The sequence below is a fragment of the Massilia sp. Root335 genome, from assembly GCF_001425685.1.
In the GTDB taxonomy this organism is placed as follows: domain Bacteria; phylum Pseudomonadota; class Gammaproteobacteria; order Burkholderiales; family Burkholderiaceae_D; genus Telluria; species Telluria luteola.
Genome location: NZ_LMCY01000019.1, coordinates 60332 through 85504 on the forward strand (window position 1 = coordinate 60332; position 25173 = coordinate 85504).

General features: G+C 66.2%; 21 protein-coding genes. 17 read left to right on the forward strand and 4 right to left on the reverse strand.

Annotated features, from left to right (window positions below; genetic code table 11):
• The first annotated feature begins 101 nt into the window (after window positions 1–101).
• Window positions 102–1502 (forward strand): 23S rRNA (uracil(1939)-C(5))-methyltransferase RlmD, encoded by a 1401-nt coding sequence (gene rlmD / locus ASC93_RS11975; protein ID WP_056441743.1) that lies wholly within the window; start codon window positions 102–104, stop codon window positions 1500–1502.
• A gap of 112 nt (window positions 1503–1614) precedes the next feature.
• On the opposite strand, the gene ASC93_RS11980 is transcribed toward rlmD, so the two are convergent.
• The 4 genes from ASC93_RS11980 to ASC93_RS11995 all read right to left on the reverse strand — a co-directional run bounded on the left by ASC93_RS11980 (window position 1615) and on the right by ASC93_RS11995 (window position 7807).
• Entirely contained in the window at window positions 1615–4263 is a 2649-nt protein-coding gene (locus ASC93_RS11980) for an ATP-binding protein (protein WP_082547960.1), read from the reverse strand.
• Between the two features lie 369 nt (window positions 4264–4632).
• Window positions 4633–6636 carry a TonB-dependent receptor gene (locus ASC93_RS11985; protein WP_056441751.1) on the reverse strand — a complete coding sequence of 668 codons (2004 nt, stop codon included), beginning with the start codon at window positions 6634–6636 and terminating at the stop codon, window positions 4633–4635.
• 89 nt (window positions 6637–6725) lie between these two features.
• Window positions 6726–7064, reverse strand: a complete 339-nt coding sequence (locus ASC93_RS11990; RefSeq protein ID WP_056441754.1) for a hypothetical protein — start codon at window positions 7062–7064, stop codon at window positions 6726–6728.
• 59 nt (window positions 7065–7123) lie between these two features.
• Window positions 7124–7807: a Bax inhibitor-1/YccA family protein gene (locus ASC93_RS11995; RefSeq protein ID WP_056441756.1), complete on the reverse strand. Its 684-nt coding sequence runs from the start codon at window positions 7805–7807 to the stop codon at window positions 7124–7126.
• 257 nt (window positions 7808–8064) lie between these two features.
• On the opposite strand from ASC93_RS11995, the gene ndk reads away from it, so the two are divergent.
• The 16 genes from ndk to ASC93_RS12075 all read left to right on the forward strand — a co-directional run bounded on the left by ndk (window position 8065) and on the right by ASC93_RS12075 (window position 24992).
• On the forward strand, window positions 8065–8490 hold the full coding sequence (gene ndk, locus ASC93_RS12000; RefSeq protein ID WP_047824070.1) for a nucleoside-diphosphate kinase: 426 nt from the start codon (window positions 8065–8067) through the stop codon (window positions 8488–8490).
• Window positions 8491–8607: 117 nt separating this feature from the next.
• Window positions 8608–9780, forward strand: a complete 1173-nt coding sequence (gene rlmN, locus ASC93_RS12005) for a 23S rRNA (adenine(2503)-C(2))-methyltransferase RlmN (protein WP_157201898.1) — start codon at window positions 8608–8610, stop codon at window positions 9778–9780.
• Complete coding sequence (gene pilW / locus ASC93_RS12010; RefSeq protein WP_056441763.1) at window positions 9780–10592, forward strand: type IV pilus biogenesis/stability protein PilW; 813 nt, start codon at window positions 9780–9782, stop codon at window positions 10590–10592. Before rlmN ends, pilW begins: the two co-directional genes overlap by 1 nt.
• A gap of 10 nt (window positions 10593–10602) precedes the next feature.
• Window positions 10603–11616 carry a RodZ domain-containing protein gene (locus ASC93_RS12015; RefSeq protein ID WP_056441766.1) on the forward strand — a complete coding sequence of 338 codons (1014 nt, stop codon included), beginning with the start codon at window positions 10603–10605 and terminating at the stop codon, window positions 11614–11616.
• A gap of 28 nt (window positions 11617–11644) precedes the next feature.
• Complete coding sequence (gene ispG / locus ASC93_RS12020) at window positions 11645–12925, forward strand: flavodoxin-dependent (E)-4-hydroxy-3-methylbut-2-enyl-diphosphate synthase (protein WP_056441769.1); 1281 nt, start codon at window positions 11645–11647, stop codon at window positions 12923–12925.
• A 120-nt stretch (window positions 12926–13045) separates the two neighbouring features.
• Window positions 13046–14392: a histidine--tRNA ligase gene (hisS, locus tag ASC93_RS12025; RefSeq protein ID WP_056441771.1), complete on the forward strand. Its 1347-nt coding sequence runs from the start codon at window positions 13046–13048 to the stop codon at window positions 14390–14392.
• A gap of 63 nt (window positions 14393–14455) precedes the next feature.
• A complete protein-coding gene (locus ASC93_RS12030) occupies window positions 14456–15106 on the forward strand; it encodes a tetratricopeptide repeat protein (RefSeq protein ID WP_056441774.1) in 651 nt (216 codons plus the stop codon).
• Window positions 15107–15273: 167 nt separating this feature from the next.
• Window positions 15274–16428: an outer membrane protein assembly factor BamB gene (gene bamB, locus ASC93_RS12035; RefSeq protein WP_056441778.1), complete on the forward strand. Its 1155-nt coding sequence runs from the start codon at window positions 15274–15276 to the stop codon at window positions 16426–16428.
• A gap of 6 nt (window positions 16429–16434) precedes the next feature.
• Window positions 16435–17772 (forward strand): ribosome biogenesis GTPase Der, encoded by a 1338-nt coding sequence (gene der, locus ASC93_RS12040; RefSeq protein ID WP_056441781.1) that lies wholly within the window; start codon window positions 16435–16437, stop codon window positions 17770–17772.
• Between the two features lie 326 nt (window positions 17773–18098).
• Complete coding sequence (gene hfq, locus ASC93_RS12045; RefSeq protein ID WP_036168820.1) at window positions 18099–18335, forward strand: RNA chaperone Hfq; 237 nt, start codon at window positions 18099–18101, stop codon at window positions 18333–18335.
• Window positions 18336–18364: 29 nt separating this feature from the next.
• Window positions 18365–19528, forward strand: coding sequence for a GTPase HflX (gene hflX / locus ASC93_RS12050; protein WP_056442280.1), 1164 nt, complete (start codon window positions 18365–18367; stop codon window positions 19526–19528).
• A gap of 3 nt (window positions 19529–19531) precedes the next feature.
• Entirely contained in the window at window positions 19532–20917 is a 1386-nt protein-coding gene (gene hflK, locus ASC93_RS12055; RefSeq protein WP_082547961.1) for an FtsH protease activity modulator HflK, read from the forward strand.
• Window positions 20917–21795, forward strand: coding sequence for a protease modulator HflC (gene hflC / locus ASC93_RS12060; RefSeq protein ID WP_056441784.1), 879 nt, complete (start codon window positions 20917–20919; stop codon window positions 21793–21795). The genes hflK and hflC overlap by 1 nt, the downstream gene beginning before the upstream one ends.
• Window positions 21796–21945: 150 nt before the next feature.
• Complete coding sequence (locus tag ASC93_RS12065; RefSeq protein ID WP_056441788.1) at window positions 21946–23100, forward strand: ATP phosphoribosyltransferase regulatory subunit; 1155 nt, start codon at window positions 21946–21948, stop codon at window positions 23098–23100.
• A gap of 3 nt (window positions 23101–23103) precedes the next feature.
• On the forward strand, window positions 23104–24414 hold the full coding sequence (locus ASC93_RS12070; protein ID WP_056441791.1) for an adenylosuccinate synthase: 1311 nt from the start codon (window positions 23104–23106) through the stop codon (window positions 24412–24414).
• A gap of 35 nt (window positions 24415–24449) precedes the next feature.
• On the forward strand, window positions 24450–24992 hold the full coding sequence (locus ASC93_RS12075) for a phosphoribosyltransferase (protein ID WP_056441795.1): 543 nt from the start codon (window positions 24450–24452) through the stop codon (window positions 24990–24992).
• Window positions 24993–25173: the final 181 nt, after the last annotated feature.

The window sequence follows — 25173 nt, forward strand, 5'->3', positions numbered from 1 at the left end:
ACCAATACTGACGCATGTTTCGGCTACGCACCGAACCTGGGTCCCCGCCTCCGCGGGGACGACGTGCTTGCTACCTGTCCTAGTTCTCATCGTCTTCAACCATGCAAGAAACCTTCATCAACATCAAATCCCTCGACATGGACGCGCGCGGCGTCGGCCACCTGGAGAACGAGGACGGCTCGCCGGGCAAGGTGATCTTCGTCGAAGGCGCGCTGCCGGGCGAGCGCGTCAGCTTCGAGACCCTGCGCAAGAAGAAGAACTGGGAATCGGGCCGCATGGTCACGCTGCAGAAAGCGTCGTCGATGCGCGTGGAGCCCAAGTGCCCGCACTTCTGGCATTGCGGCGGCTGCTCGATGCAGCACCTGGAGCCGTCGGCCCAGGTCGCGATGAAGCAGCGCGTCCTCGAGGACAACCTGTGGCACATCGGGAAGACGAAGGCCGAGAACATCATGCGGCCGATGTACGGCCCCACCTGGGACTACCGCTACCGCGCCCGCCTGTCGGTCCGCCACGTGGCCAAGAAGAACACGGTGCTGGTCGGCTTCCACGAGCGCCATTCGTCGTACGTGGCCGACATGACGAGCTGCGAGATCCTGCCGGACCACCTGTCCGCGATGCTCGTGCCGCTGCGCGAGCTGGTCGGCGCGCTGTCGATCTACCAGCAGATGCCGCAGATCGAGGTCGCCGTCGGCGAAGAGACCACCGTGCTCGTGCTGCGCATCATGGCGCCGCTCTCGCCCGCCGACGAGACGCTCGTGAAAGCGTTCGCGGACCAGTGGAACATCCAGTGGTGGCTGCAGCCGAAAGGCCCCGACACCGCGGCGCCGTACTACCCCCTCGGCAAGGAGCTGTACTACACGCTGCCGGAATTCGGCATCAGGATGCCGTTCAAGCCGACCGACTTCACCCAGGTCAACCACCAGATCAACCGCCTGCTCGTGCACAAGGCATTGACCTTGCTGGACGTGCAGAAGACCGACCGCGTGGCCGACCTGTTCTGCGGCCTCGGCAACTTCACCCTGCCGCTCGCCACGCAGGCGCGCGAGGTCGTCGGCATCGAAGGCAGCACGGCGCTGACGACGCGCGCGCTGGAAAACGCCCGCGCCAACGGCCTGGCCGACAAGACGACGTTCTACACGCGCAACCTGTTCGAGGTGACGAAGGACGACCTGATCGCGCTCGGAAAATTCGACCGCATGCTGGTCGATCCGCCGCGCGACGGCGCCGTCGCGCTGGCCATCGCGCTGGCGGAGCTGCGCCTGACGAACCCCGACCTCATGCCCCAGCGGATCGTGTACGTGTCGTGCAGCCCGTCCACGCTGGCGCGCGATGCCGGCATCCTCACGCACCGCGCCGGTTACGTGCTCAAGAAGGCAGGCGTGGCGAACATGTTCCCGCACACGTCGCACGTGGAATCGATCGCCGTGTTCGAGCGCCTCGACGATTTCCAGCCGCGCGAATTCGCGGCGCCGGCGGAGACGCAAACGTCGAACGACGCGTGATGCGTGGCGTGGGCACGGTGTGGCACGACCGGTCGAGGTAGGGTGGGCGGCCCCCGCCCACGCGTAACGCCGCGCAGACGCGAACGCCGCGCGTGGGCACTGGGTGCCCACCCTACCGCGCAGTCACCCGGTCGAGCAGCGCGAACAATCCTTCGGGGTCCACCGGCTTGACGAAGTAACTGTCGAACCCGGCATATGCCGCGCTCGCCTGGTCCGACTGCTGGCCGTACCCGGTGATCGCGACGAGCGTCGCTTCCGCGCAGGCGGGCAGCTTGCGCAGGCGGCGGGCCAGTTCATAGCCGTTCATGCCGGGCAGGCCGATGTCGAGCAGGAAGGCGTCGTAGCGCGCCTGCGCGGCCTGCTCCAGCGCCTCGGCCGGGTGGTGCATTACCGTCACGCGGTGGCCGCCGGATTCCAGCAGCAGGCCCAGGGTCATGGCGGCGTCGACGTTGTCGTCCACCAGCATCAGCGACAGGCCCCTGGCCGTGCCGGGGGCATGCGCGCCGGACGTGGACGCGTCGCCGGACGGCGTCGCCGCGTCGCGCAGGCGCGGCAGCCGGATCGTGAATTCGCTGCCCAGGTTGCGGCCCTTGCTCGCGGCCGTCACCATCCCGCCGTGCAGCTCCACGAGACTTTTCACGAGGGCGAGACCGAGGCCCAGGCCGCCCTGCGAGCGGTCCGGCGTGCGCTCGGCCTGCGAGAACAGGTCGAACACGGTCGGCAGCAGCTCGGCCGAGATGCCGATGCCGTTGTCGGACACGCTCACGAGCACCTGCTCGGGCGTGATGCCCATCCAGACCGACAGCTCGCCGCCCTCGTGCGTGTACTTGGCGGCGTTGTTCAGCAGGTTGGCGACCACTTGCACGAGGCGCTTGGGGTCGCCCTCGACGATGGCCGGTTCCGGCGCCAGGTGCAGCGCCAGCTGGTGGCGGCGCGCCTCGATCAGCGGGCGCACCTGTTCGACGGCGTCGCCGATCACGCGCCGCAGGTCGACCTCGTCGCGGCCGAGCACGACGAGGCCGCGCGTGACGCGCGAGACGTCCAGCAGGTCGTCGATCAGGCCCGTCATGTGCGCCACCTGGCGCGCGATGATGGCGCTCGTGCGCTCCACGCGCGCGGCGTCCGGCGGGCCCATGTTCAGCAGCTGGGCGGCGGCCGAGATCGGGGCCAGCGGATTGCGCAGCTCGTGCGCCAGCATCGCGAGGAATTCGTCCTTGCGGCGGTCGGCCAGGCGCAGGGCATCTTCGGCGCGCACCCGTTCGACGGCGCTCCAGGCGCGCTCGGCGACGTCCTCGATCAGGCGCACGATGTCGGCGCTCCACACGCGCGGCAGGTTGTCGTTGATGAACAGGCAGGACGTCAGCGCGCCGTTGCGGTTCAGCGGCACGATGACGCTCGAGCGGATCTGCAGCGCGGCGTAGTTCGGCCAGACGTCGGGGCCGCTCGTGCGCGGATCGCGCTGCAGGTCGCTGGACACCCACGTGCCCTGGGCCAGCGAGCCGAAGTTCGACGCGCCGAACAGGGCGGCGGGAAAGGTGCCGTTCAGTTCGGCGACGATGCCGTCCGTGTAGTTCGAATGGAAGGTCACGAGCTGCTTGTCGGCGTCGTAGTCGCCGTACAGCACGCGGCTGGCCTGCAGGAAGCGCCCCAGCATGGCACCCGTCTGCACGAAGATCTGGGACGGGTCGTTCAGGCGGCGCAGCAGGTCCGACACTTCGAGCCGGAACTCGTTCATGTCGAGCAGCGTCGTCTGGCGCGCCACCGCATCGCGCAGGGCCTGCTCGGCGCGCACGCGGTCCAGCGCTTCCCAGCTGCGTTCGGCGATGTCGGCGGCGAGCCGCTGCGTTTCCTCGTCCCAGTCGCGCGGCAGGGCCGAATAGCCGACCAGGGCCGCCACGAGCTGGTCGCGCCTGACCTTGGGCACGACGAGGATCGCGCGCGCGCCGGCGGCCGCATAGTGCTCGCCGCGCGCCGGCAGGCGCGGGTCGGCGGTGGCGTCGCGCACGGCCAGCGGCGAGCCCGTGCGCAGCAGGGCCAGCGCCTGCGGGCCGAAATCGTCGAGGCGGGCGCGCCGTCCGATGAGCGGGGCGCGCGTGTCGCGGGCCCAGTCGTGCATCACCTCGAAGCTGCCGTCGGCTTCGTCCGTTTCGACGTAGCAGGCGCGCTCCAGTTCCAGGTGATTGCCGAGCAGGGTGCACGAGCACTCGATGATGTCGGACGGGTGGTGCATGCGGCGCAGGGTGTCCACCACCTGCAGTTGCACGGCGTGGCGCCGTTCGAGTTGCACGCGCTGGGTCGTTTCGCTCGTCACGCACAGCACGCCGCGCACGGTGCCGCTGTCGTCGCGCAGCGGCGAATACGCCAGCGTGAACCACGCGTTGTACGGCTTGCCGTTGCGGTCGATGGGGCTGGGCACGTCCTCGCCGTACGTGGCATGGCCGGCGAGCGCCCGTTCGACGAGCGGTTTCAGGCCGGGCCAGCGGTCGGGCCAGACCTGTGCCAGCGGGCGGCCGAGCACGGCCGGGTGGGTGCTGTCGAGGAGGGGAATGAAGGCGGCGTTGTACAGCAGCGCCAGGTGCGGGCCCCAGGCGAGGTACATGGGGAATTCGGATTCGAGGATCAGGCTGGCCGCATTGCGCAATGCGGGACTCCATCCGTCCGGCGGGCCGAGCGGCGAGCCTGACCAGTCATGGACGTGGTAACCGGCGCGGACCGCACCGGTACTGCCGAGGAGATGAAAGTCGCGCGTTGCTGCTTCCATGCCGATCGCTTCCGAGTCCGAAAGCGGTCATTCTATGCGCAAATGCATAAGCTGTAACGGCCGTGAAAAAAAATACATTTTCCGCGCGAGAAGGTCCATTGGCATCTGGAGAACAAAATGTCTCCACGGGACCATTTGGGCGGCAAATTCGTACTTATGCCAATTGGATTGAGTTCACTGGCAAGAATATAGCGAAGGTCCCGCACGCGTGGCGCACGGGACGTCCATACGTATTCTGATGGGCGTAGGGTGGGCACCCAGTGCCCACGCGGATTGGTGGGCTCGAGGCGGAGCAAGATTAGAATCGTAGGGCAGAATCGTAGGGCGGGCACGGGTGCCTGCCCTACGTGTCTCAACCGATCGCGTCCATTAAAACTTGGCGCGCACGCCGAACGTGATGTTCCGCCCCGGCAGCGGCGCGATGTCCTTGAGCAGCGACGTCGACAGGCGGATGTCTTCGTTCAGCAGGTTCTTCGCCGTGAGGAAGTACGTCAGGTCCATGTTCTGGAGCTTTTGCGTGTACGACAGATTGGCGTCGACCTGGTTATACGACGACGTCGGCGTCGATTCGAACGCGGCGAGGCGTTCCTGGCCGCGGGCGTGCGTCCAGTCGAGGCCGGCACGCCAGTTCGGCTGGCGGTAGCCGACGGCGGCGCCGACGCGGTCGGCCGGCTGCAGCGGCAGGTTGCCGGCATCGTCGAGGTAGCCGCGCGAGGTGTCCGTGAACACGCGGCCGTTCCAGCCCATGCCGATCTGGTTCCACGTCATTTCCGCTTCCGCACCCTGGACGTGGGCCTTGGCCTGCTGGAACAGGCGCTGGCGGAAGCCGCCGCCCGGGTTGCCGTCCTCGTCGAACATCGCATCCGTCATGTGGCCGTAGATGAAGTTGTTGACGTTGTTGCGATAGGCGTTCACACGCCAGCGCAGGAGGCCGCTCGTCCTCGCCAGCGACAGTTCGAGGTTGCGCGAGATTTCCTTGTGCAGGTCCGGATTGCCGACGTCGAACGTGAGCGTGGCGTCGTGCGGACCGCCCGAATACAGTTCTTCCGTCGCGGGCGCGCGCTGGGCGTACGACAGGGTCGTGCCGAACGCATAGTTCTTCGTGAACGGCCACTGCGCGCCGATCGACCCGGATTGCAGGTCGAAGCTGCGCTCGCGGTTGGAGACCGGCTTGCGGTCGACGTTTTCGTAGCGCAGGCCGGCGTTCCAGCGCAGCGGGCCCTGCTTCCATTCCTCGACGACGAAGGCGGCCTGCGTCGTCGAGTGCGTGACGGGCACGGTGTCCGGGCCGCCCTGCGCGCTCAGCGCCGAGAAGTGCGTGTTTTCGGTCTGCATGCCGAACGTGCCGTGCAGGCCGAGGCTCGTCAGCGGCTTGTGCGTGAGCTCGATGCGCGACTCGAACGATTTGTTCGAGAACAGCGTGGCCGGGACGCCGTCGTCCAGTTCGGTGTGGTGGTAATCGGTATAGCCTGCCTTGACGCGCGCGCTTTCGAGGCCGTCGAGCGGGTTCTTGACGATGCTGTCAAAGTCGTAGCGGTTCTGGCGCTGGCTGATGTGCGAGCCTTCGTTCGTCGGGATGCCGTAGAAATTCGTCAGGTGCGACGCCGACAGGCCCGCATAGCCCCAGTCGTCGATGTACGAACCGCCGACGCCGATGTTGCGTTCCTTCGTGTCGGAATTCGGCAGGCGGTTCATGCGCGAGGCCGGGTCGTTCACGACGCGCAGGTCGGGGATCTGGTAATCGTCCGTGTTGCGCATATTGCCGTCGAGGTGAAGGCCGAGCTTGCCGACGGCGCCGTCCAGCGTGCCGGACATGTCCTTGCCGTCGTCGACGGTGCTGAGCCGCGTCTCGACCTGGCCCGTGAGCCTGGGTTCCAGCGCCGTCGGGATGCGTTCGTTGACGACGTTGACGAGGCCGCCGATGGCGCCCGAGCCGTACAGCAGGGCGGCGGGGCCGCGCAGGATCTCGATCTGGCGCGCCACGGCGCCTTCGGACGCGACGGCGTGGTCGTTCGACAGGCCGGACACGTCCGACGTCGCCATGCCGTTTTCCAGCATCTTCACGCGCGACCCTTCCATGCCGCGGATGATGGGGCGCGACGCGCCGGCCCCGAACGCGGAGGCCGATACGCCCAGTTCGTTCTGCAGCGTTTCGCCCAGCGAGCTGCCGACCTTGTCGCGCAGTTCGTCGCCGGCGAGCACCTTGGCCGGCGTCAGGATCTGGTCGCCTTCGCCGTTGCGCAGCGGGCTGGCCGTGACGACGACCTGCTGGATCTTGCCTTCGTTGATGGTCTGTTGGTCGTCGGCCGCGCGGACGGCCGGGTGGAAGGCGAGCAGCAGCGCGCTGGCGAGCAGCGTACGTTCGATTTTCATGATCTTTTTAAAACCTCAAGCGGATGGATAACGGCCCGCACCGCCGGGACGTGCCGGGCGGTGCGGAACAACAAACAATGGATGCGTTATCAGGCTTGGGGCGGGGCGCGCGACTGGAACGGGCAGGCCGTGAGCAGGCAGATGCCCGGGGTGGCCGGTACGACCGGGGCGGCGTAGGCGAGCCTGGCCGGGACGAACCGGCGCAGCGTGGTGGGCAGCGCAAAGGCGATCTGGGCACTGGCCGCGCACTGGCCGCACAGGTCGTGCAAGCCCGGCTTGGGCAGCTTGCCGCCGCCGTCGCCGGCCGCGGCCTGCCGGACGAGCGTCTCGTCGATCTCGGCCCAGTGCGTATAGCCGTGGCCGAGCGACAGCTGCTGCGAAACGAGCAGCAACAGCGACAGCAGTACGTGGACCAGGCTACGGGACATGCGGGTATTGTACGAAAAAAAGCCGGCCCGCGGGCCGGCTCGTTATTGAAGCGTAAAGATCAGTCGCGGTTGCCGAAGCCGATGCCCAGCAGTTGCAGCATGCTGGTGAACACGTTGTAGATGTCCAGGTAGATGCGCAGCGTCGCGCTGATGTAGTTGGTTTCGCCGCCGTTGACGATGCGGTTCACGTCGAACAGGATGAGGGCCGAGAAGATCACCATCGCCATCGCCGCCACGACCAGCATCAGCGCCGGCAGTTGCAGGAAGATGTTGGCCAGGCCGGCCAGGATCACGACGATGACGCCCGCGAACAGCCAGCTGCCCATGCCCGAGAAATCGCGCTTCGAGACGGTGGCGATGGTCGCCATCGTCGCGAACACGACCGCGGTGCCGGCGAACGCGGTCATGATCAGGGTGCCGCCGTTGGAAAAGTGCAGCGTGTAGCGCAGCAGCGGGGTCAGCCACAGGCCCATGAAGAACGTGAAGGCGAGCAGGATCGGTACGCCGGCCGCCGAGTTCTTGGTCTTCTCGATCGCGAAGATGAAGCCGAACGCGATGGCGAGGAACAGCAGCACGCCCATGCCGCCGGCAAAGATCGGCAGGGCCATCTGCAGGCCGATGTAAGCGCCGAACACGGTCGGGACCATGGACAGGGCCAGCAGCCAATAAGTATTGCGCAGGACGCGGTGACGCGTGGCGCGGGTGGCCGGGACGTCGTAGGTTTTTTGCAGGCTGGGAATCATAATGCCTCCGTTGGAAGAAATCGCTTTGCTCCCCATATGGGGTCTGGTCCCGCCGTCAACAGGGGTGGGTGTGCCGGAAACGCAAGATTTAAGCCTTGCATAAGCGGCGCCCGAATGGACGAGGTCTATCGATGACACTCTAACATCCGGCGTCGGCGCGGCGCAATATCGGTAGCATGAAGGATGTATGGTAAAATAGAAGGTTGATTGAGTTCCCAAATCTCGATTTAAACCTTTCTTTTTATTGGAGTTTTTAAATGGCAATCGAACGCACCCTGTCGATCATCAAACCTGACGCAGTCGCTAAAAACGTGATCGGCCAAATCTACAGCCGTTTCGAAGGCGCAGGCCTGAAGATCGTCGCTGCCCGTATGGCCCAGCTGTCGCGCGCCGAAGCCGAAGGTTTCTACGCTGTCCACAAAGAGCGTCCGTTCTTCAAGGATCTGGTCGACTTCATGATCTCGGGCCCGGTCATGATCCAGGTGCTGGAAGGCGAAGGCGCGATTGCCAAGAACCGCGAACTGATGGGCGCAACCGATCCGAAGAAGGCCGACAAGGGCACCATCCGCGCCGACTTCGCCGACTCGATCGACGCCAACGCCGTGCACGGTTCGGACGCTGCCGAGACCGCAGCTGTCGAGATCGCTTACTACTTCCCGGCACTGAACGTCTACTCGCGTTAATCTTCGTAGCAAATTTTTTTCGTTGAGCGGCGCAAGCTGGCTTAACATCGCAGTATCCCGCTCGCCCACGCTCCCGGAGCCCGGCGGGCGGAACTTATTTTGAAGGCACAGGATTCAATCATGGCAACTCTCACCAACTTGCTGGACTTCGATCCCGCGCAGCTCGTCGCCTACTGCGCCGAGTTGGGGGAGAAGCCCTTCCGCGCCAAACAGCTGCAGCGCTGGATCCACCAGTTCGGTGTCGCCGACTTCGACGCCATGACGGACCTGGCGAAATCGCTGCGCGAAAAGCTCAAGACGCGCGCCGAAGTGCGCTCGCCCGCCATCATCAGCGACCACACGTCGAGCGACGGCACGCGCAAATGGCTGGTCGACGTGGGCAACGGCAACGCCGTCGAAACCGTGTTCATCCCGGAAGAGACGCGCGGCACGCTGTGCATTTCCACGCAGGCCGGCTGCGCCGTCAACTGCCGCTTCTGCTCGACGGGCAAGCAGGGCTTCAACCGGAATCTCTCGGTCGCCGAGATCATCGGCCAGCTGTGGATGGCCGAGTTCGAACTGCGCCGCACGAAAGGCATCGAGCCGGGTCCGAAGGGCGAGCGCCAGATCACGAACGTCGTCATGATGGGCATGGGCGAGCCGCTGCTGAACTTCGACCCGACCGTCACCGCGCTGAAGCTGATGCTGGACGATAACGCCTACGGCCTGTCGCGCCGCCGCGTGACCGTGTCGACGTCGGGCGTGGTGCCGAACATGGACAAGCTGAGCCAGGAATGCGCGGTGGCGCTGGCCGTGTCGCTGCACGGCTCGAACGATCCGCTGCGCGACATGCTCGTCCCGCTGAACAAGAAATACCCGCTGCGCGAGCTGATGGCCGCGTGCAGGCGCTACCTCGAATTCGCCCCGCGCGACTTCATCACGTTCGAATACTGCATGCTGGACGGCGTCAACGACACCGACGAGCATGCGCGCGAACTCGTCGCCCTCGTCAACGACCCGGTGGTGGGCGTGTCGTGCAAGTTCAACCTGATTCCGTTCAATCCGTTCCCCGAATCCGGCCTCGTGCGCTCGAAGAACCCGCGCATCAAGGCGTTCGCCCAGGTGCTGATGGATGCCGGCCTCGTCACCACGATCCGCAAGACGCGCGGCGACGACATCGACGCCGCCTGCGGCCAGCTGGCGGGCGAGGTCAAGGACCGTACCCGCGTGAACGAGCGCATGAGCAAGATGGCTGAATACCAGCAAAAATTCGGCCCGAATTTCGGCAAGATCGTGGAGATCGCGTCCTGATGCCGCGGCTGTCCGGACGCCTGGCCTGCGCGCTCGCCTTCCCGCTGCTGTTGTCGGCCTGCGCCGGCAATAACGACGGCCTGGCGGGCGATACGCACGAGCTCAAGACGCTGTCCGACCAGACGGCCGCGGAAAAACGCGCCCAGATCCGCCTGCAACTGGCGGTGGGCTATTACCAGGAACGCAAGTACGACGTCGCGCTGGACGAGGTGAAGCGCGCCATCGCCGCCAACCCGGACGCCGCCGATGCATACGGCGTGCGCGCCCTGATCTACACGGCGATGGGCGAGAACGTCCTCGCCGACGAGAATTACCGGCATGCGCTGCGCCTGGCGCCCGGCAATCCGGACCTGTCCAACAATTACGGGCTGTTCCTGTGCGAAGCCGGCGGCAAGCCGCGCGAGGCGATGGGCTATTTCGAAACGGCGCTGAAGAATCCGAACTACGTGTCGCCGGTCAAAGCCATGGTCAACGCGGGCAATTGCAGCCTGAAGATGAAGAATGTCGACGCGGCCGAGCGCTATCTGCTCGACGCCTTGCGTTACGATCCCGACCTGCCGGCCACGAGCGCCGGACTGGCACGGGTGTATTTCGAGCGGCGCGATTATTCCCGCGCCGGGTTTTTCATTAACCGCCTGACGGAGACAGCGAAGCTCGACGTGCTGCCGGCCGACGTGCTGTGGCTGGCCATCCGGGTCAAGCACATGCTCGGCGACCGGGACACGGAAGCGTCGCTGGCGGCGCAGCTGCGCAAGCGCTTCCCCGGTTCGCCCGAGTATGCGGCGTTCGAGCGCGGTGCATTTAGTGAGTGAGACAACGACAATGAGTTCCGAGCGTGCAGATCAGCCGGCGACGCCCGACAACCAACCGCCCGTGCGCGGCGTCCCGGGCCAGGCCCTGGCCGCGCAGCGCGAGGCGCTGGGGTGGTCCGTCGAACAGGTGGCCGACCAGTTGAAACTGGCCGTGCGCCAGGTCATCGCACTGGAAGCGGGCGATTACGCCGCGCTGCCCAGCCCCGCCGTGACCCGCGGCTTCGTGCGGGCCTATGCCAAGCTGGTGAAGGTCGATCCGGCGCCGCTGGTGGCACAGATCGCGATGGAGACCGAGCCCGCGCCCGACACGAGCGCCGTCACGGCGAACCGGCGTCCGACCCCGGCCTCGTTCTCCGAGTCCAAGTTCCCGAGCCACGGCAAACGTTCGAACCTGCCGCTGGGCTGGATCGCGGGCGCGGTCGTGGTCGTCGTGGCCGCCGCCGCCGCGTGGCACTTCGGCCTCATCCCGGGCGCCCCGCGTGGCGAAATGGCCGCGACGAGCGTGACCGCGCCGGCGGCGCACGGTGTCGCCGAGACCGCCAACGGCAACGCCGTCGAGCCCCTGCAGAATCCGGCCGTACCGCTGATTTCCGTGCCGGGCGCCGCCGCATCCGCGCCGCCCGCCACGGCCGCAAACAATGCCGCGCCGGGCGCCGTCGTCAACGTGCCGGGCACGACCGCGACGGGCGCGCCGCCGGCGACCGTCCCCGCGGCACCGGCCACGCCGGCCGCCGCACCGGCCGCGACGACCGCACAGGCCGCACCGGCCGCCGCCCCGGCGGGCGCCAACGCGCTCGTACTGAACGTCAGCCAGGACTCGTGGATCGAAGTACGGCCGGCCAAGGGCGGCGCGCCGCTGCTGTCGCGCCTCGTCAAGGCCGGCAGCACCGAGACCGTCAACGTCGAGCAGCCGGTGCGCATGACGGTCGGCAATCCGGCCGGTGTCACGGCCACGCTGCGCGGCGCCGCCGTCGCGCTGCCGCCGGTGCCGGGCAAGACGCTGTCGCGCGTGAATCTCCAGTAAAAGCGTGCAATAAACGGAACACATAGAGATGACTTTTTCGAACAACGCCAACGCGCCGATCGGTTCCGGCCCGCTGCCGCGCCGCGCCAGCCGCGGCGTGCTCGTGCAGCACGGCGCACGCAAGGTGATGGTCGGCGGCGACGCCCCCGTCGTCGTGCAGTCGATGACGAACACGGATACGGCCGACGCGATCGGCACCGCCATCCAGGTCAAGGAACTGGCGCGCGCCGGTTCCGAGATCGTGCGCATCACCGTGAACACGCCGGAAGCCGCGGCCGCCGTGCCGGCGATCCGCGAACAGCTCGACCGGATGGACGTCGACGTCCCCCTCGTCGGCGACTTCCACTACAACGGCCACCTGCTGCTGCGCGATTATCCGGAGTGCGCGCAGGCGCTGTCGAAATACCGCATCAACCCGGGCAACGTGGGGCAGGGCGCCAAGCGCGACACCCAGTTCGCCCAGATGATCGAAACCGCGATCCGGTACGACAAGCCGGTGCGCATCGGCGTCAACTGGGGCAGCCTGGACCAGGCGCTGCTGGCGCGCATCATGGACGAGAACGCCGCGCGCGCGCAGCCGTGGAGCGCGCAGTCCGTCATGTACGAAGCCCTCATTACGTCGGCGATCGAGAACGCGCAGCGCGCCGAGGAGCTTGGTATGCGGCGCGAACAGATCGTCCTGTCGTGCAAGGTGTCCGGCGTGCAGGACCTGATCGCCGTCTACCGCGAACTGGGCCGCCGCTGCGACTACGCGCTGCACCTGGGCCTGACGGAAGCGGGCATGGGCAGCAAGGGCATCGTCGCGTCGACCGCGGCCTTGTCCGTGCTGCTGCAGGAAGGCATCGGCGACACGATCCGCATCTCGCTGACGCCGGAACCGGGCGGCGACCGCACGAAGGAAGTCGTCGTCGGCCAGGAAATCCTGCAGACGATGGGCTTGCGCAAGTTCACGCCGATGGTGATCGCCTGCCCGGGCTGCGGCCGCACGACGTCGACCGTGTTCCAGGAACTGGCCGACAACATCCAGACCTTCCTGCGCGAGCAGATGCCGGAATGGAAGAAGACCTATCCGGGCGTGGAAGCGATGAACGTGGCCGTGATGGGCTGCATCGTGAACGGTCCGGGCGAATCGAAGCACGCGAACATCGGCATCTCGCTGCCGGGCACCGGCGAATCGCCGGCGGCGCCGGTCTTTGTGGATGGGCAAAAGGTCGCTACACTGCGGGGCGAGCGGATCGTGGATGAATTCAAGACGATCGTGCTCGATTACGTACAGAAGAATTATTCGAAGCAGGCTGAGACTGCATAATCGTCGTCCGTGCGCAGGCAGGGACCCAAGTTTGCACGCGCTATCGTGACGCACGCAGAACTTGGGTTCCCGCCTGCGCGGGAACGACGGTTTTTGAGCGGTGCGAAGGAAGAAATAGAAATGTCCGATAAAAAAGAAAAGATTGTCGCCATCAAAGGCATGAACGACATCCTCCCGGCCGACGCGCCGCTGTGGGAGTTGTTCGAAAACACCGCGGAATCCGTGCTCAAGAGCTACGGCTACCAGAAGATCGTCACGCCCATCGTCGAGGAAACGGGCCTGTTCGCGCGCGCCATCGGCGCCGTCACCGACATCGTCGAAAAGGAAATGTATTCCTTCACCGATTCGATGAACGGCGACCTGCTGACCTTGCGTCCGGAAGGCACGGCCGGCGTCGTGCGCGCCGTCATCGAGCACAACCTTGCCTACGACGGCCCCAAGCGCCTGTGGTACAAGGGCCCGATGTTCCGCCACGAGCGTCCGCAGCGCGGCCGCTACCGCCAGTTCTTCCAGTTCGGCGCGGAAGCCATCGGCTTTTCCGGTCCGGACATCGACGCCGAGCTGATCATGCTGTGCCGCCGTTTGTGGGACGACCTGGGCCTGGATGACATCCGCCTGGAACTGAACTCGATCGGCAACGCCGAGGAGCGCCAGCGCCACCGCGCCGACCTGATCGCCTACTTCGAAGCGAACATCGACGTGCTCGACGCCGAAGCGAAGCGCCGCCTGCACGCGAACCCGCTGCGCATCCTGGACACGAAGAACCCGGCCATGCAGGACCTGGTCAACGCCGCGCCCAAGCTGCTCGACTACCTGGGCGGCGAATCGCTCGCGCACTTCGAGGGCCTGAAGCAGATCCTGGACGCCAACAACGTCCAGTACACGGTCAATCCGCGCCTCGTGCGCGGCCTTGATTATTACAACCGCACCGTGTTCGAGTGGGTCACCGACCTGCTGGGCGCGCAAGGCACCGTCTGCGCCGGCGGCCGCTACGATCCGCTGATCGAGACGTTCGGCGGCAAGGCGACGCCGGGCATCGGCTTCGCGATGGGCATCGAGCGCCTGATCGAGCTGATGAAGGCGCAGGGCGAGCCGGCCGAACCGGCCCAGTGCGACGTCTACCTCGTGCACCAGGGCGCGGACGCGCAGATGAAGGCGTTCATCCTCGGCGAGCGCATCCGCGACGCCGGCCTCGACGTCGTCCTGCACTGCGCGACGCCGACCGGCGCCGGCAGCTTCAAGAGCCAGATGAAGAAGGCCGACGGTTCCGGCGCCGCGTTCGCCGTGATCATCGGCGCGGACGAAGTGGCCAACAACGTCGTGGCCGTGAAGGCGCTGCGCGATGCCGAGGGCGGCCAGCAGCAATCCAGCGTGCCGTTCGACGAAGCCGTCGACTTCATCGTCGACCAGATCGTGGGCGGACACGACCATGATCACGACCACGATCACGTGCACTACCATCCATAACCCCGAACCCGCGCAGGCGCGCGGGGGCCTTCTCAACCAACGATAAGACAAAGACCGACGTCCATGGCATACGATCTCGAAGAACAGGAACAGATAGCCAATTTCAAGGCCTTCTGGGACCGCTTTGGTAACCTCATCAGCTGGGTGCTGATCCTCGCGCTGGGCGGCTATGCCGCCTACAACTTCTGGAACTCGCACCAGCGCACGCAGGCCGCGGAAGCGTCCGGCCTGTACGATGGCCTGACGGCGGCGATCCAGGCGGGCGACAAGGCCAAGGTCCAGCGCTTCACGAGCGACATCGAGGACAAGTTCGGCTCGACCGCCTACGCCCCGATGGCCGCGCTGGCCGCCGCCAAGGCCGCGTTCGACACGAACGACCTCAAGACCGCGAAGGCCCAGCTGCAATGGGCGGCCGACCATGGCGACGACGAATACAAGGCGATCGCCAGGCTGCGCCTGTCCGGCGTGCTGCTGGACGAGAAGGCCTACGACCAGGCGCTCGCGCTGCTGAACGGCGAGTTCCCGGCGCAGTTCGCGGCCGAGGTGCAGGACCGCAAGGGCGATGTCTTCGTCGCGCAGAACAAGCTGGCCGACGCCCGCACCGCCTACCAGGCCGCGCTCGACAAGATGGAGAAGAACCATCCGGGCCGCCAGGTCGTGCAGGTCAAGCTGGATGCGATCGGTGGCGCGCCGGCGCAGAAAGCCGCTGCGTAAGTTAAGCTCGTGGTTGCGTAAGAATGACCGTCGTTCCCGCGCAGGCGGGAACCCAAGTTGCACGCGCTGCCGTAACGCTCGCAACTTGGATCCCCGCCTTCGCGGGGACGACGTTGATACTCGTTGCGTGTACGTTTGCAGTACTCACAGAACAAGGTAAGAAGAATATGCGTATTAGCCGCAAGCTCGTTGGTGTCGGTGTCCTCGCCCTGATGACGGGCTGCTCCACCATGCATTCGCTGAATCCGTTCGCGTCCAAGCCGAAGGGCAACCAGCCCGCGCCGCTGGTCGACCTCAAGGGTTCGATGGCCGTGCGCACGGCGTGGAAGCTGGAAGTCGGCAAGTCCCAGAGCTATATGTTCTCGCCGGCCATCGCCGACAACACCATCGTCGCCGCCGGCGGCGACGGCACCATCGTGCGCGCGGAAGCCGCCACGGGCCGCCAGATCTGGCGCACGAAGGCCGGCATGGACCTGACGGCCGGCGTCGGCACGGACGGCAACGTCATCGTGCTGGGCGGCGCCAAGGGCAAGCTGCTCGCGTTCGACATGGACGGCAAGAAGCTGTGGGATGCCCAGCTGTCCTCCGAGATCCTGTCGTCGCCGGTCGTGGGCGAGGGCATCGTCGTCGCGCGCAGCATCGACAACCGCATCAACGGGTATGACGCCAAGACCGGCCAGAAGAAGTGGACCGTGCAGCGCACCGCGCCCGCGCTCACGCTGCGCCTGGCGCCGGGCATGGTCATCCACGACAAGGACGTGCTGATCGCCCAGCCGGGCGGCAAGCTGATGTCGCTGATCCTCGCCACCGGCGCGCCGCGCTGGGAAATCGAAGTGGGCGTGGCGCACGGCGCGACGGAACTGGAGCGCGTCACCGACATGGGCGGCACGCCGGTCGTGATCGACAACGACGTGTGCGCCGTCTCGTACCAGGGCCGCGTCGGCTGCTTCGACCTGGCCACCGGCAGCCCGCGCTGGACCCGCGACATTTCGTCCGAAGTGGGCGTGGCCGCGGACCAGCGTTTCGTCTTCGTCCCGGACGACAAGGGCGCCATGTTCGCGTATAACCGCGACAGCGGCACGAGCGCATGGAAGAACGACAAGCTGGCCTACCGCCGCCTGTCCACGCCGGTGTCGTACGGCCGCGCCGTCGCCGTCGGCGACTACCAGGGTTATGTACACTTCCTGTCGCGCGAGGACGGTGCCTTCCTGGCCCGTGCCGCGACCGACGGCAGCGCCATCGAAACGACGCCTCTGGTCGTCGGTTCGAACCTGATTTTTCAAACACAAAATGGAACCGTGACCGCAATCGCGGTCGAATAAGATTCAATGAAGCCGGTAATCGCACTCGTAGGTCGTCCCAACGTCGGAAAGTCGACCTTATTCAATCGCATGACCCGCTCGCGCGACGCGCTGGTGGCGGATCTGCCTGGCCTCACGCGCGACCGCCACTACGGCGAAGGGCGCATGGGCGAACGGCCGTTCCTGGTCATCGATACCGGCGGTTTCGAGCCGGTCGCCAAGGAAGGCATCATGCACGAAATGGCGCTGCAGACGCGCCAGGCCGTCGCCGAGGCGGACGTCGTGATGTTCATCGTCGACGGCCGCCAGGGCCTGACCCCGCACGACAAGACCATCACGGACTTCCTGCGCAAGTCGGGCCGCAAGGTCATGCTCGTCGTGAACAAGAGCGAGGGCATGAAGTACACCTCGGTCACGGCCGATTTCTATGAGCTGGGCATGGGCGATCCGTACGTGATCTCCGCCGCCCACGGCGACGGCGTGCTGGACCTCGTCAACGAGGCGATCGATGAAGCCGTGCAGCAGCGCCCCGCCGAAGCCGAGGAACTGGAGCCGGCGGACCATGGCGTCAAGATCGCCCTCGTGGGCCGGCCGAACGTCGGCAAGTCCACGCTGATCAACACGCTGGTCGGCGAGCAGCGCGTGATCGCGTTCGACATGCCGGGCACCACGCGCGACTCGATCGAGGTGCCGTTCGAGAAGGGCGGCAAGAACTACACGCTGATCGACACGGCCGGCATCCGCCGCCGCGGCAAGGTGTTCGAGGCGATCGAGAAATTCTCGGTCGTGAAGACGCTGCAGTCGATCTCGGAGGCGAACGTCGTCGTGCTGATGCTCGACGCCCAGCAGGACATCTCCGAGCAGGACGCGCACATCGCCGGCTTCATCCTGGAGACGGGCCGCGCGCTCGTCGTCGCCGTCAACAAGTGGGACGGCCTCACGTCCGACCAGCGCGACCAGGTCAAGAACGACATCGACCGCAAGCTGGATTTCCTCGGCTTCGCGGAGATGAAGTTCATCTCGGCGCTGAAGGGCACCGGCATCAACCACCTGATGAAGGCCATCGACACGGCGTACGCCGCGGCGACCGCGAATCTGTCGACGCCGCGCCTGACCCGCGCGCTGCAGGAAGCCATCGAGAAGCAGGAACCGAAGCGCAAGGGCAGCACCCGTCCGAAGATGCGCTACGCCCACCAGGGCGGCCAGAACCCGCCCATCATCGTCATCCACGGCAATGCGCTGGATGGCATCACGGAACCGTACAAGCGTTACCTGGAAAAGCATTTCCGCGACACGTTCGACCTGATCGGCACGCCGCTCAGGATCGAACTGCGCAGCGGCAAGAACCCGTTCGCCAAGCCGTAGGGTGGACATTTGAGGCCGGGGGCCTCAAATGAAACGTGCCCACGCGTGACGTTGGCGTAACGTTGGCGTAGCGCGTGGGCACGGGTGCCCACCCAACGCGGTGCGATGTGCTTCCGGCGCACGTAATTTACATTTGCGCTAAATGTTTTTCGCACGCCGCGGGGCGCGTTTTAAGCCAGGTTTAACCATAGCAGTACGACAAAAAACGTCAAAACAGGTTACAGTTAGCCTGGGCGAACATTCACAGCTTGAGAATGTTGGCGCAGCCACTTGAAATCCGGCATCCCGCCACAATTTTTATACGACAACAACATCACGGAGCTGTCATGAGCAACAAAGGGCAACTGTTACAAGACCCATTCCTCAACGCCTTGCGCAAAGAGCACGTCCCTGTCTCGATCTACCTCGTCAACGGGATCAAGCTCCAGGGCCATATCGAGTCCTTCGACCAGTACGTGGTCCTGCTGCGTAACACGGTCACCCAGATGGTTTACAAGCACGCTATCTCCACCGTCGTCCCGGCCCGCGCCGTCAACCTCAACCTCGAGCAAGACGCCGAGTGAGGTCGATGGCTGACGTTTCCGGCAACACCATGCGCGCCGCATTGGTCGGTATCGATTTCAACGCTGGCGACTTCAAGGCCAGCCTGGAAGAACTGGCCCTGCTGGCACGCTCGGCAGGGGCCGAACCGGTCACCACGATCACTGCGAAGCGCAACAGTCCCGATCCCGCGTATTTCGTCGGCAGCGGCAAGGCCGACGAGATCGCGCAGGCCTGCCTGGCCGACAAGGTCGAGATCGTCATTTTCAACCACGCCCTGTCGCCCGCCCAGCAGCGCAACCTGGAGCGGCGCCTCAACGTGCGCGTGGTCGACCGCACCAGCCTGATCCTCGACATCTTCGCCCAGCGGGCCCAGAGCCACGAGGGCAAGCTGCAGGTCGAGCTGGCCCAGCTGCAGCACCTGGCCACGCGCCTGATCCGCGGCTGGACCCACCTGGAGCGCCAGAAGGGCGGTATCGGCCTGCGCGGACCCGGCGAAACCCAGCTCGAGACGGACCGCCGGCTGATCGGCGAGCGCGTCAAGATGTTGCGCACCCGCCTCACCAAGCTGCGCAAGCAGCACGAGACCCAGCGCCGTTCGCGCGGGCGCAACCAGACGTTTTCCGTGTCGCTCGTCGGCTATACCAACGCCGGCAAGTCGACGCTGTTCAACACCCTGACGAAGGCCGGGGTGTACGTCGCGAACCAGCTGTTCGCCACGCTGGACACGACGTCGCGCCGGCTGTACCTCGGTGCGGACGTCGGCAACGTCGTCGTGTCCGATACCGTCGGTTTCGTGCGCGAACTGCCGCACCAGCTGGTCGCCGCGTTCCGCGCCACGCTGGAAGAGACCATCCACGCCGACCTGCTGCTGCACGTCGTCGACGGTGCATCGCCCGTGCGGATGGAGCAGATCGAGCAGGTCAACGAGGTCCTGCGCGAGATCGGCGCCGACCATATTCCCCAGATCCTCGTCTGGAACAAGATCGATGCGGCGGGCCTCGAGCCCGGGATCGAGCGTGATGAATATGGTAAGATCAGCCGCGTTTTCATCAGCGCCAGGAGCGGCGCCGGCCTCGACCTGCTGCGCGACGCGATCGCCGAAGCGGCCGGAAGCGGCGCCGCCGCACCGAACGCCGACGAGCAGGAAGGCGAGGAAGCCGGCTTCGCGCATGCCGACCTGCTGCCCGCGACTCCCCATCCCGGACCACACTAGTCTATGCTTGTTTCTCTGATCAAACGGATCGGCGCGCGGCTGGCGCCGATCGGTCGTCACGCCGGCGCGCGCAAGGCCGGCGCCCCCATGTTGTCCCTCAATGATCGGCCCGCCGCACCGCCCCGTTGGGGGCACAAACCGAAATCGAACGAAGGCCGCCGCCCGAACAACAACAAGAACGACAGCGACGGTCCGCCCGACCTCGACCAGCTGTGGCGCGACTTCAACCAGCGCCTCAACCGCCTGTTCGGCGGCAAGCGCGGCGGCGACGGCGGCTCGTTCCGTCCGGACGCGCGCGGCATCGGCCTGACGGCCACCGTCGTCGGCGCGATCGTCGTGCTGATCTGGCTCGCCAGCGGCGCGTTCATCGTGCAGGAAGGGCAGGTCGGCATCGTCACGACGTTCGGCCGCCTGTCGCACGTCACCGGGGCCGGCTTCAACTGGCGCTGGCCGGCGCCGTTCCAGGCGCACGAGACCGTCAACACGGCGCAGGTGCAGACCGCCGAGATCGGCTACCGCGCCAACGTGCGCAACAAGCAGCCGAGCGAGGCGCTGATGCTGACGGGCGACGAGAACATCGTCGACGTCCAGTTCTCCGTGCAGTACAAGATCAAGGACCCGGTCGCGTGGGTGTTCAACAACCGCGACCAGGTCGAGACCGTCCGTGATGCCGCCGAGACCGTCGTGCGCGAGCTCGTGGGCCAGAACAAGATGGACACCGTCCTGTACGACGGCCGCGACAAGCTGGCCGCCCAGGCCCGCGAAGCGATCCAGCGCATGGCCGACCGCTACAAGCTCGGTGCCGACATCGTCGGCGTGACGATGCAGTCCGTGCAGCCGCCGGACCAGGTCGCCGCCGCGTTCGAGGATGCCGGCAAGGCGCAGGAAGAGCGCGCCCGCTCGCGCAGCGAAGCCCAGGCCTTTGCCGACGACATCCTGCCGCAGGCGAAGGGCCGCGCCGCGCGCCTGCTGCAGGATGCGGAAGCCTACCGCGCCAGCGTCGTCAGCGTCGCGACCGGCAATGCCGCGCGCTTCGACAAGATCGTGGCCGAGTACGCCAAGGCGCCGGCCGTCACGCGCGACCGCATGTATATCGAGACGATGCAGCAAGTCCTTTCCAGCACCAGCAAGGTCATGATCGACACCAAGGCCGGCACCAACCAGATCTACCTGCCGCTCGACCGCCTCCTGGCCCAGTCGACGGCCAACGAGGCCGCGCGCGGATCGGGCTCCGGCCCGATGATGGCGCCGCCGCAGAACCCGGCGCAACAGCCGCAACAACCGCAACCGTCGGCCACGCCAGCCCAGCCGGAAGCATCGAACGGCGAATCGAATCGCACGCGCGACCTGCGCAGCCGCGACACGGGCCGCGAACGGGAGAGCCGCTGATGAGCCGCCTGCTAGCCGCCCTGATCGGGGCCGCCATCGTCGTCGCGCTGGCGTCGTCGTCCGTATTCGTCGTCGACCAGCACCGTTACGCCATCGTGTACGCGCTCGGCGAACTGCGCGAAGTGATCAAGGAACCGGGCCTGAACTTCAAGGCGCCGCGGCCGTTCCAGAGCGTCGTCTACCTCGACAAGCGCCTGCAGACGCTCGACACGCCGGACGGCGACCGCTTCATGACGGCGGAAAAGAAGGACCTCCTCGTCGACGCGTTCATCAAATGGCGCATCGTCGATCCGCGCCAGTACGTGATCGCCATCGGCAGCAACGCCGACCGCGGCGGCGAGCGCCTCACCCAGCTCGTGCGCAATGCGCTCACGGCCGAGATCGGCAAACGCAACCTGGCCGACGTGCTGACCGGCGGCAAGCGCGCGGACGTCGCCGACGCCGTGCGTGCCGACCTGATGCCCGGCGTGCGCGACCTGGGCGTGGAGGTCGTCGACGTGCACCTGAAGCGCATCGATTTCGTCGACCAGGTCAACAACGCCGTGTACGAACGCATGAAGGCCGACCGCGTGCGCGTGGCGAACGAATTGCGCGCGACCGGCGTGGCCGAGGCGGAAACGATCCGCGCCGACGCCGAGCGCCAGCGCAGCGTGATCCTGGCCGACGCCCAGCGCGACGCCGAGACGATCAAGGGCGATGGCGATGCGCAGGCGTCGCAGATCTATGCCAAGTCGTTCGGCAAGAATCCGGAGTTCTACCGGTTCTATCGCTCGATGGAAGCCTACAAGGCCACCTTCAAGGGACGCAACGACGTGATCGTGCTGGATTCGAGTTCCGAGTTCTTCAAGTATTTCAAGGGTCCCGGCGCGGGCAAGTAGTGGAGTATCGACAACGTTGGCTTCCGTTTCATCGCCAACGGACCGGCGTTTTCGGTTAAAATCGTCGATTCGGCGCAGTGGACGCGTGCAAAGCCGCGTTCACGCCGCCCGAATGTTGTCCGACCTTTAATAATCCGACCCGCTTTGCCCATGCCCACCTGGCTCCTGCCCGAGAATATCGCCGACGTCCTGCCGTCCGAAGCGCGCAAGATCGAAGAGCTGCGCCGCCTGATGCTCGACACCTTCCGTACCTACGGCTACGAACTCGTGATGCCGCCGCTGCTCGAATACGTCGATTCGCTGCTGGCCGGCGCCGGACAGGATACCGATCTCCGGACCTTCAAGCTCGTCGATTCGATGAGCGGCCGCCTGCTCGGCCTGCGCGCCGACATGACGACGCAAGTCGCCCGCATCGACGCGCACCTCCTGAACCGCGACACCGTCACCCGCCTGTGCTATGCCGGCAGCGTGCTGCACACGCAGCCCTCCGGCCTGCACGCCACGCGCGAGCCGCTGCAGATCGGCGCCGAGATCTACGGCCACGCCGGCCTCGAAGCGGACGCCGAGATCCAGGAACTGGCCCTCGCATCGCTCGCGCTGGCGGGCTTCGAGCAGCCGCGCCTGGACCTGTCGCACGTCGGCGTGCTGCGCGCCATCCTGCTTGACGATGCCGCCGCCAAGCGCGACGAGCAGCTGCTGTATTCCCTGCTGCGCTCGAAGGACGTTCCGGGCCTCGAAGAAGCGACGGCGAACTACAACGCACCGACGCGCGCCGCGCTGCTGGCACTGCCGAACCTGTACGGCGACATCGACGTGCTCGCGCGCGCCAAGGACGTGCTGCCGGCGCTGCCGGGCATCGCCCGCGCGCTGGCGGAACTCGCCGCGCTGGCCGGCTCGGCGCTCGGCCGGGCGCAGATCGCCATCGACCTCGCCGACCTGCGCGGCTACCAGTACGAAAGCGGCGCCATGTTCGCGCTGTACGTGCCGGGCCTGCCGAACGCCGTCGCGCGCGGCGGCCGTTACGACCACGTCGGCGAAGCCTTCGGCCGCGCGCGTCCGGCGACGGGTTTCTCGCTCGACCTGCGCGAACTGGCGCGGCTGCTGCCGACGGCCGAGCGCAAGCATTCCATTCGTGCCCCGTGGGGCAACGCGCCCGAGCTGCGCGAAAAAATCGCCGCACTGCGCAAGAGCGGCGAAGTGGTGATCCAGTCCATGCCGGGTCACGACAATGTACAGGACGAGTTCGAGTGCGACCGTGTGCTCGTCCTCGAACAAGGAAATTGGATTCTCAAAAACTTAGGTTAAGTGATGTCAAATACTGCTAAGAACGTCGTTGTCATCGGCACCCAGTGGGGCGATGAAGGCAAGGGTAAGATCGTCGACTGGCTGACCGACCATGCCGCCGGCGTGGTGCGTTTCCAGGGCGGCCACAACGCCGGCCACACGCTGGTGATCAAGGGCCAGAAGACCGCGCTGCAACTGATCCCGTCGGGCATCATGCGCGAAGGCGTGGCCTGCTACATCGGCAACGGCGTCGTCGTGTCCGTGCCGGACGTGATGCGCGAGATCGACAAGCTGGAAGCCGCCGGCATCGAAGTCGCGTCGCGCCTCAAGATCTCGGAAGCCTGCCCGGTCATCCTGCCTTACCACGTCGCCATCGACGTCGCGCGCGAAGCGAAGCGCGGCGTGAACAAGATCGGCACGACGGGCAAGGGCATCGGCCCGGCCTACGAAGACAAGGTCGCGCGCCGCGCGATCCGCATCGCCGACCTGCTGAACGAAACCCGCTTCGCGGAGAAGCTGCGCGAAAACCTGGAGTACCACAACTTCGTGCTGACCGGCTTCCTCGGCGGCGAGGCGCTGGACTTCCAGAAGGTGTTCGACGACGCGATGGCCCTCGTGCCTCGTCTGCGTCCGATGGTCGGCGACGTCTCGTCCGCGCTGTACGCCGCGCACAAGGCGGGCGGCAGCCTGCTGTTCGAAGGCGCGCAGGGTTCGCTGCTGGACGTCGACCACGGCACCTATCCGTTCGTCACCTCGTCGAACTGCGTGGCCGGCAATGCCGCCGCCGGTGCGGGTGTCGGGCCTAGCATGCTGCACTACATCATGGGCATCACCAAGGCCTACACGACCCGCGTGGGTTCGGGCCCGTTCCCGTCGGAGCTGCCGACGGACGCCGGCGTGGGCGAGCACCTGTCGCGCATCGGCCACGAGTTCGGCACCGTGACGGGCCGCGCCCGCCGCTGCGGCTGGTTCGACGCCGCGCTGCTGCGCCGCTCCGTGCAGATCAACGGCGTGACCGGCATGTGCCTGACCAAGCTGGACGTGCTGGACGGCCTGGAATCGCTGAAGCTGTGCACCGGCTACAAGATCGACGGCCGCGATGTCGACATCTTCCCGGTCGGCGCCGAAGAAGCCGCCGCCTGTGTGCCGGTGTACGAAGAGATGCCGGGCTGGACCGGCACGACCGTCGGCGCCAAGTCGATGGACGACCTGCCGGCCAACGCCCGCGCCTACATCAAGCGCATCGAAGAACTGGTCGGCATTCCGGTGGACATGGTGTCGACCGGTCCGGACCGCGAAGAAACCATCGTGCTGCGCCACCCGTTCGCAGCGTGATGTCCGCCACAAGCAGAAACTAGGGATAATCCAAAATGACGACGCCTTCATCGAGCGACAAGGACCTGTGGGTCTCCTGGGATGAATACAACCGCCTGATCGAGCGCCTGGCGCTCAAGGTCTACGAATCGAACTGGAAGTTCGACATGGTGCTGTGCCTCGCGCGCGGCGGCGTGCGCCCGGGCGACGCGATCTCGCGCATCTTCGACGTGCCGCTGGCGATCCTGTCGACCAGCTCGTACCGCGAAGAAGCGGGCACCAAGCAGGGCGACCTGGACATCGCCAAGTACATGACGATGACCAAGGGCCCGCTGGCCGGCCGCATCCTGCTGGTCGACGACCTGGCCGATTCCGGCGTCACCTTGCGCAAGGTGCGCGAGCACCTGAAGGACAATTATTCCGACGTGTCGGAAGTGCGTTCGGCCGTCATCTGGGTCAAGGGCACGTCGTCGATCAAGCCGGATTACCACCTGGTCGACCTGCCGCACAATCCGTGGATCCACCAGCCGTTCGAGGATTACGACGGCCTGCGTCCGCATCAGCTGACGTCGTGGCTGAAGAAGTTCGAGCAGAGCTGATCCACGGCGGCTGCGAAAAGAGAAGGGCGGCGCCACCGGTGCCGCCTTTTTCATTTCTGGCGCCTCCGTGGGATGGGCGGCCATCCGCCCACGCGTTGAACGGGCGCTCGCGTGGACGAGATACGATTCGAAGTCGCCAACGCCGCTTGAACGCGTGGGCACGGGGTGCCCACCCTACGAT

Bases quoted from the DNA above. Each gene is read 5' to 3' on its own strand.
- hfq (WP_036168820.1), top strand. From the start codon at position 18,099: ATGAGCAACAAAGGGCAACTGTTACAAGACCCATTCCTCAACGCCTTG.
- hflK (WP_082547961.1), top strand. From the start codon at position 19,532: ATGCTTGTTTCTCTGATCAAACGGATCGGCGCGCGGCTGGCGCCGATC.
- ASC93_RS12075 (WP_056441795.1), top strand. From the start codon at position 24,450: ATGACGACGCCTTCATCGAGCGACAAGGACCTGTGGGTCTCCTGGGAT.
- ASC93_RS11980 (WP_082547960.1), bottom strand. From the start codon at position 4,263: ATGGAAGCAGCAACGCGCGACTTTCATCTCCTCGGCAGTACCGGTGCG.
- hisS (WP_056441771.1), top strand. From the start codon at position 13,046: ATGTCCGATAAAAAAGAAAAGATTGTCGCCATCAAAGGCATGAACGAC.
- rlmD (WP_056441743.1), top strand. From the start codon at position 102: ATGCAAGAAACCTTCATCAACATCAAATCCCTCGACATGGACGCGCGC.
- hflC (WP_056441784.1), top strand. From the start codon at position 20,917: ATGAGCCGCCTGCTAGCCGCCCTGATCGGGGCCGCCATCGTCGTCGCG.
- bamB (WP_056441778.1), top strand. From the start codon at position 15,274: ATGCGTATTAGCCGCAAGCTCGTTGGTGTCGGTGTCCTCGCCCTGATG.
- ASC93_RS11985 (WP_056441751.1), bottom strand. From the start codon at position 6,636: ATGAAAATCGAACGTACGCTGCTCGCCAGCGCGCTGCTGCTCGCCTTC.
- ASC93_RS12065 (WP_056441788.1), top strand. From the start codon at position 21,946: ATGCCCACCTGGCTCCTGCCCGAGAATATCGCCGACGTCCTGCCGTCC.
- ASC93_RS12070 (WP_056441791.1), top strand. From the start codon at position 23,104: ATGTCAAATACTGCTAAGAACGTCGTTGTCATCGGCACCCAGTGGGGC.
- ASC93_RS11995 (WP_056441756.1), bottom strand. From the start codon at position 7,807: ATGATTCCCAGCCTGCAAAAAACCTACGACGTCCCGGCCACCCGCGCC.
- ASC93_RS12015 (WP_056441766.1), top strand. From the start codon at position 10,603: ATGAGTTCCGAGCGTGCAGATCAGCCGGCGACGCCCGACAACCAACCG.
- pilW (WP_056441763.1), top strand. From the start codon at position 9,780: ATGCCGCGGCTGTCCGGACGCCTGGCCTGCGCGCTCGCCTTCCCGCTG.
- ndk (WP_047824070.1), top strand. From the start codon at position 8,065: ATGGCAATCGAACGCACCCTGTCGATCATCAAACCTGACGCAGTCGCT.
- ASC93_RS11990 (WP_056441754.1), bottom strand. From the start codon at position 7,064: ATGTCCCGTAGCCTGGTCCACGTACTGCTGTCGCTGTTGCTGCTCGTT.
- der (WP_056441781.1), top strand. From the start codon at position 16,435: ATGAAGCCGGTAATCGCACTCGTAGGTCGTCCCAACGTCGGAAAGTCG.
- ASC93_RS12030 (WP_056441774.1), top strand. From the start codon at position 14,456: ATGGCATACGATCTCGAAGAACAGGAACAGATAGCCAATTTCAAGGCC.
- ispG (WP_056441769.1), top strand. From the start codon at position 11,645: ATGACTTTTTCGAACAACGCCAACGCGCCGATCGGTTCCGGCCCGCTG.
- hflX (WP_056442280.1), top strand. From the start codon at position 18,365: ATGCGCGCCGCATTGGTCGGTATCGATTTCAACGCTGGCGACTTCAAG.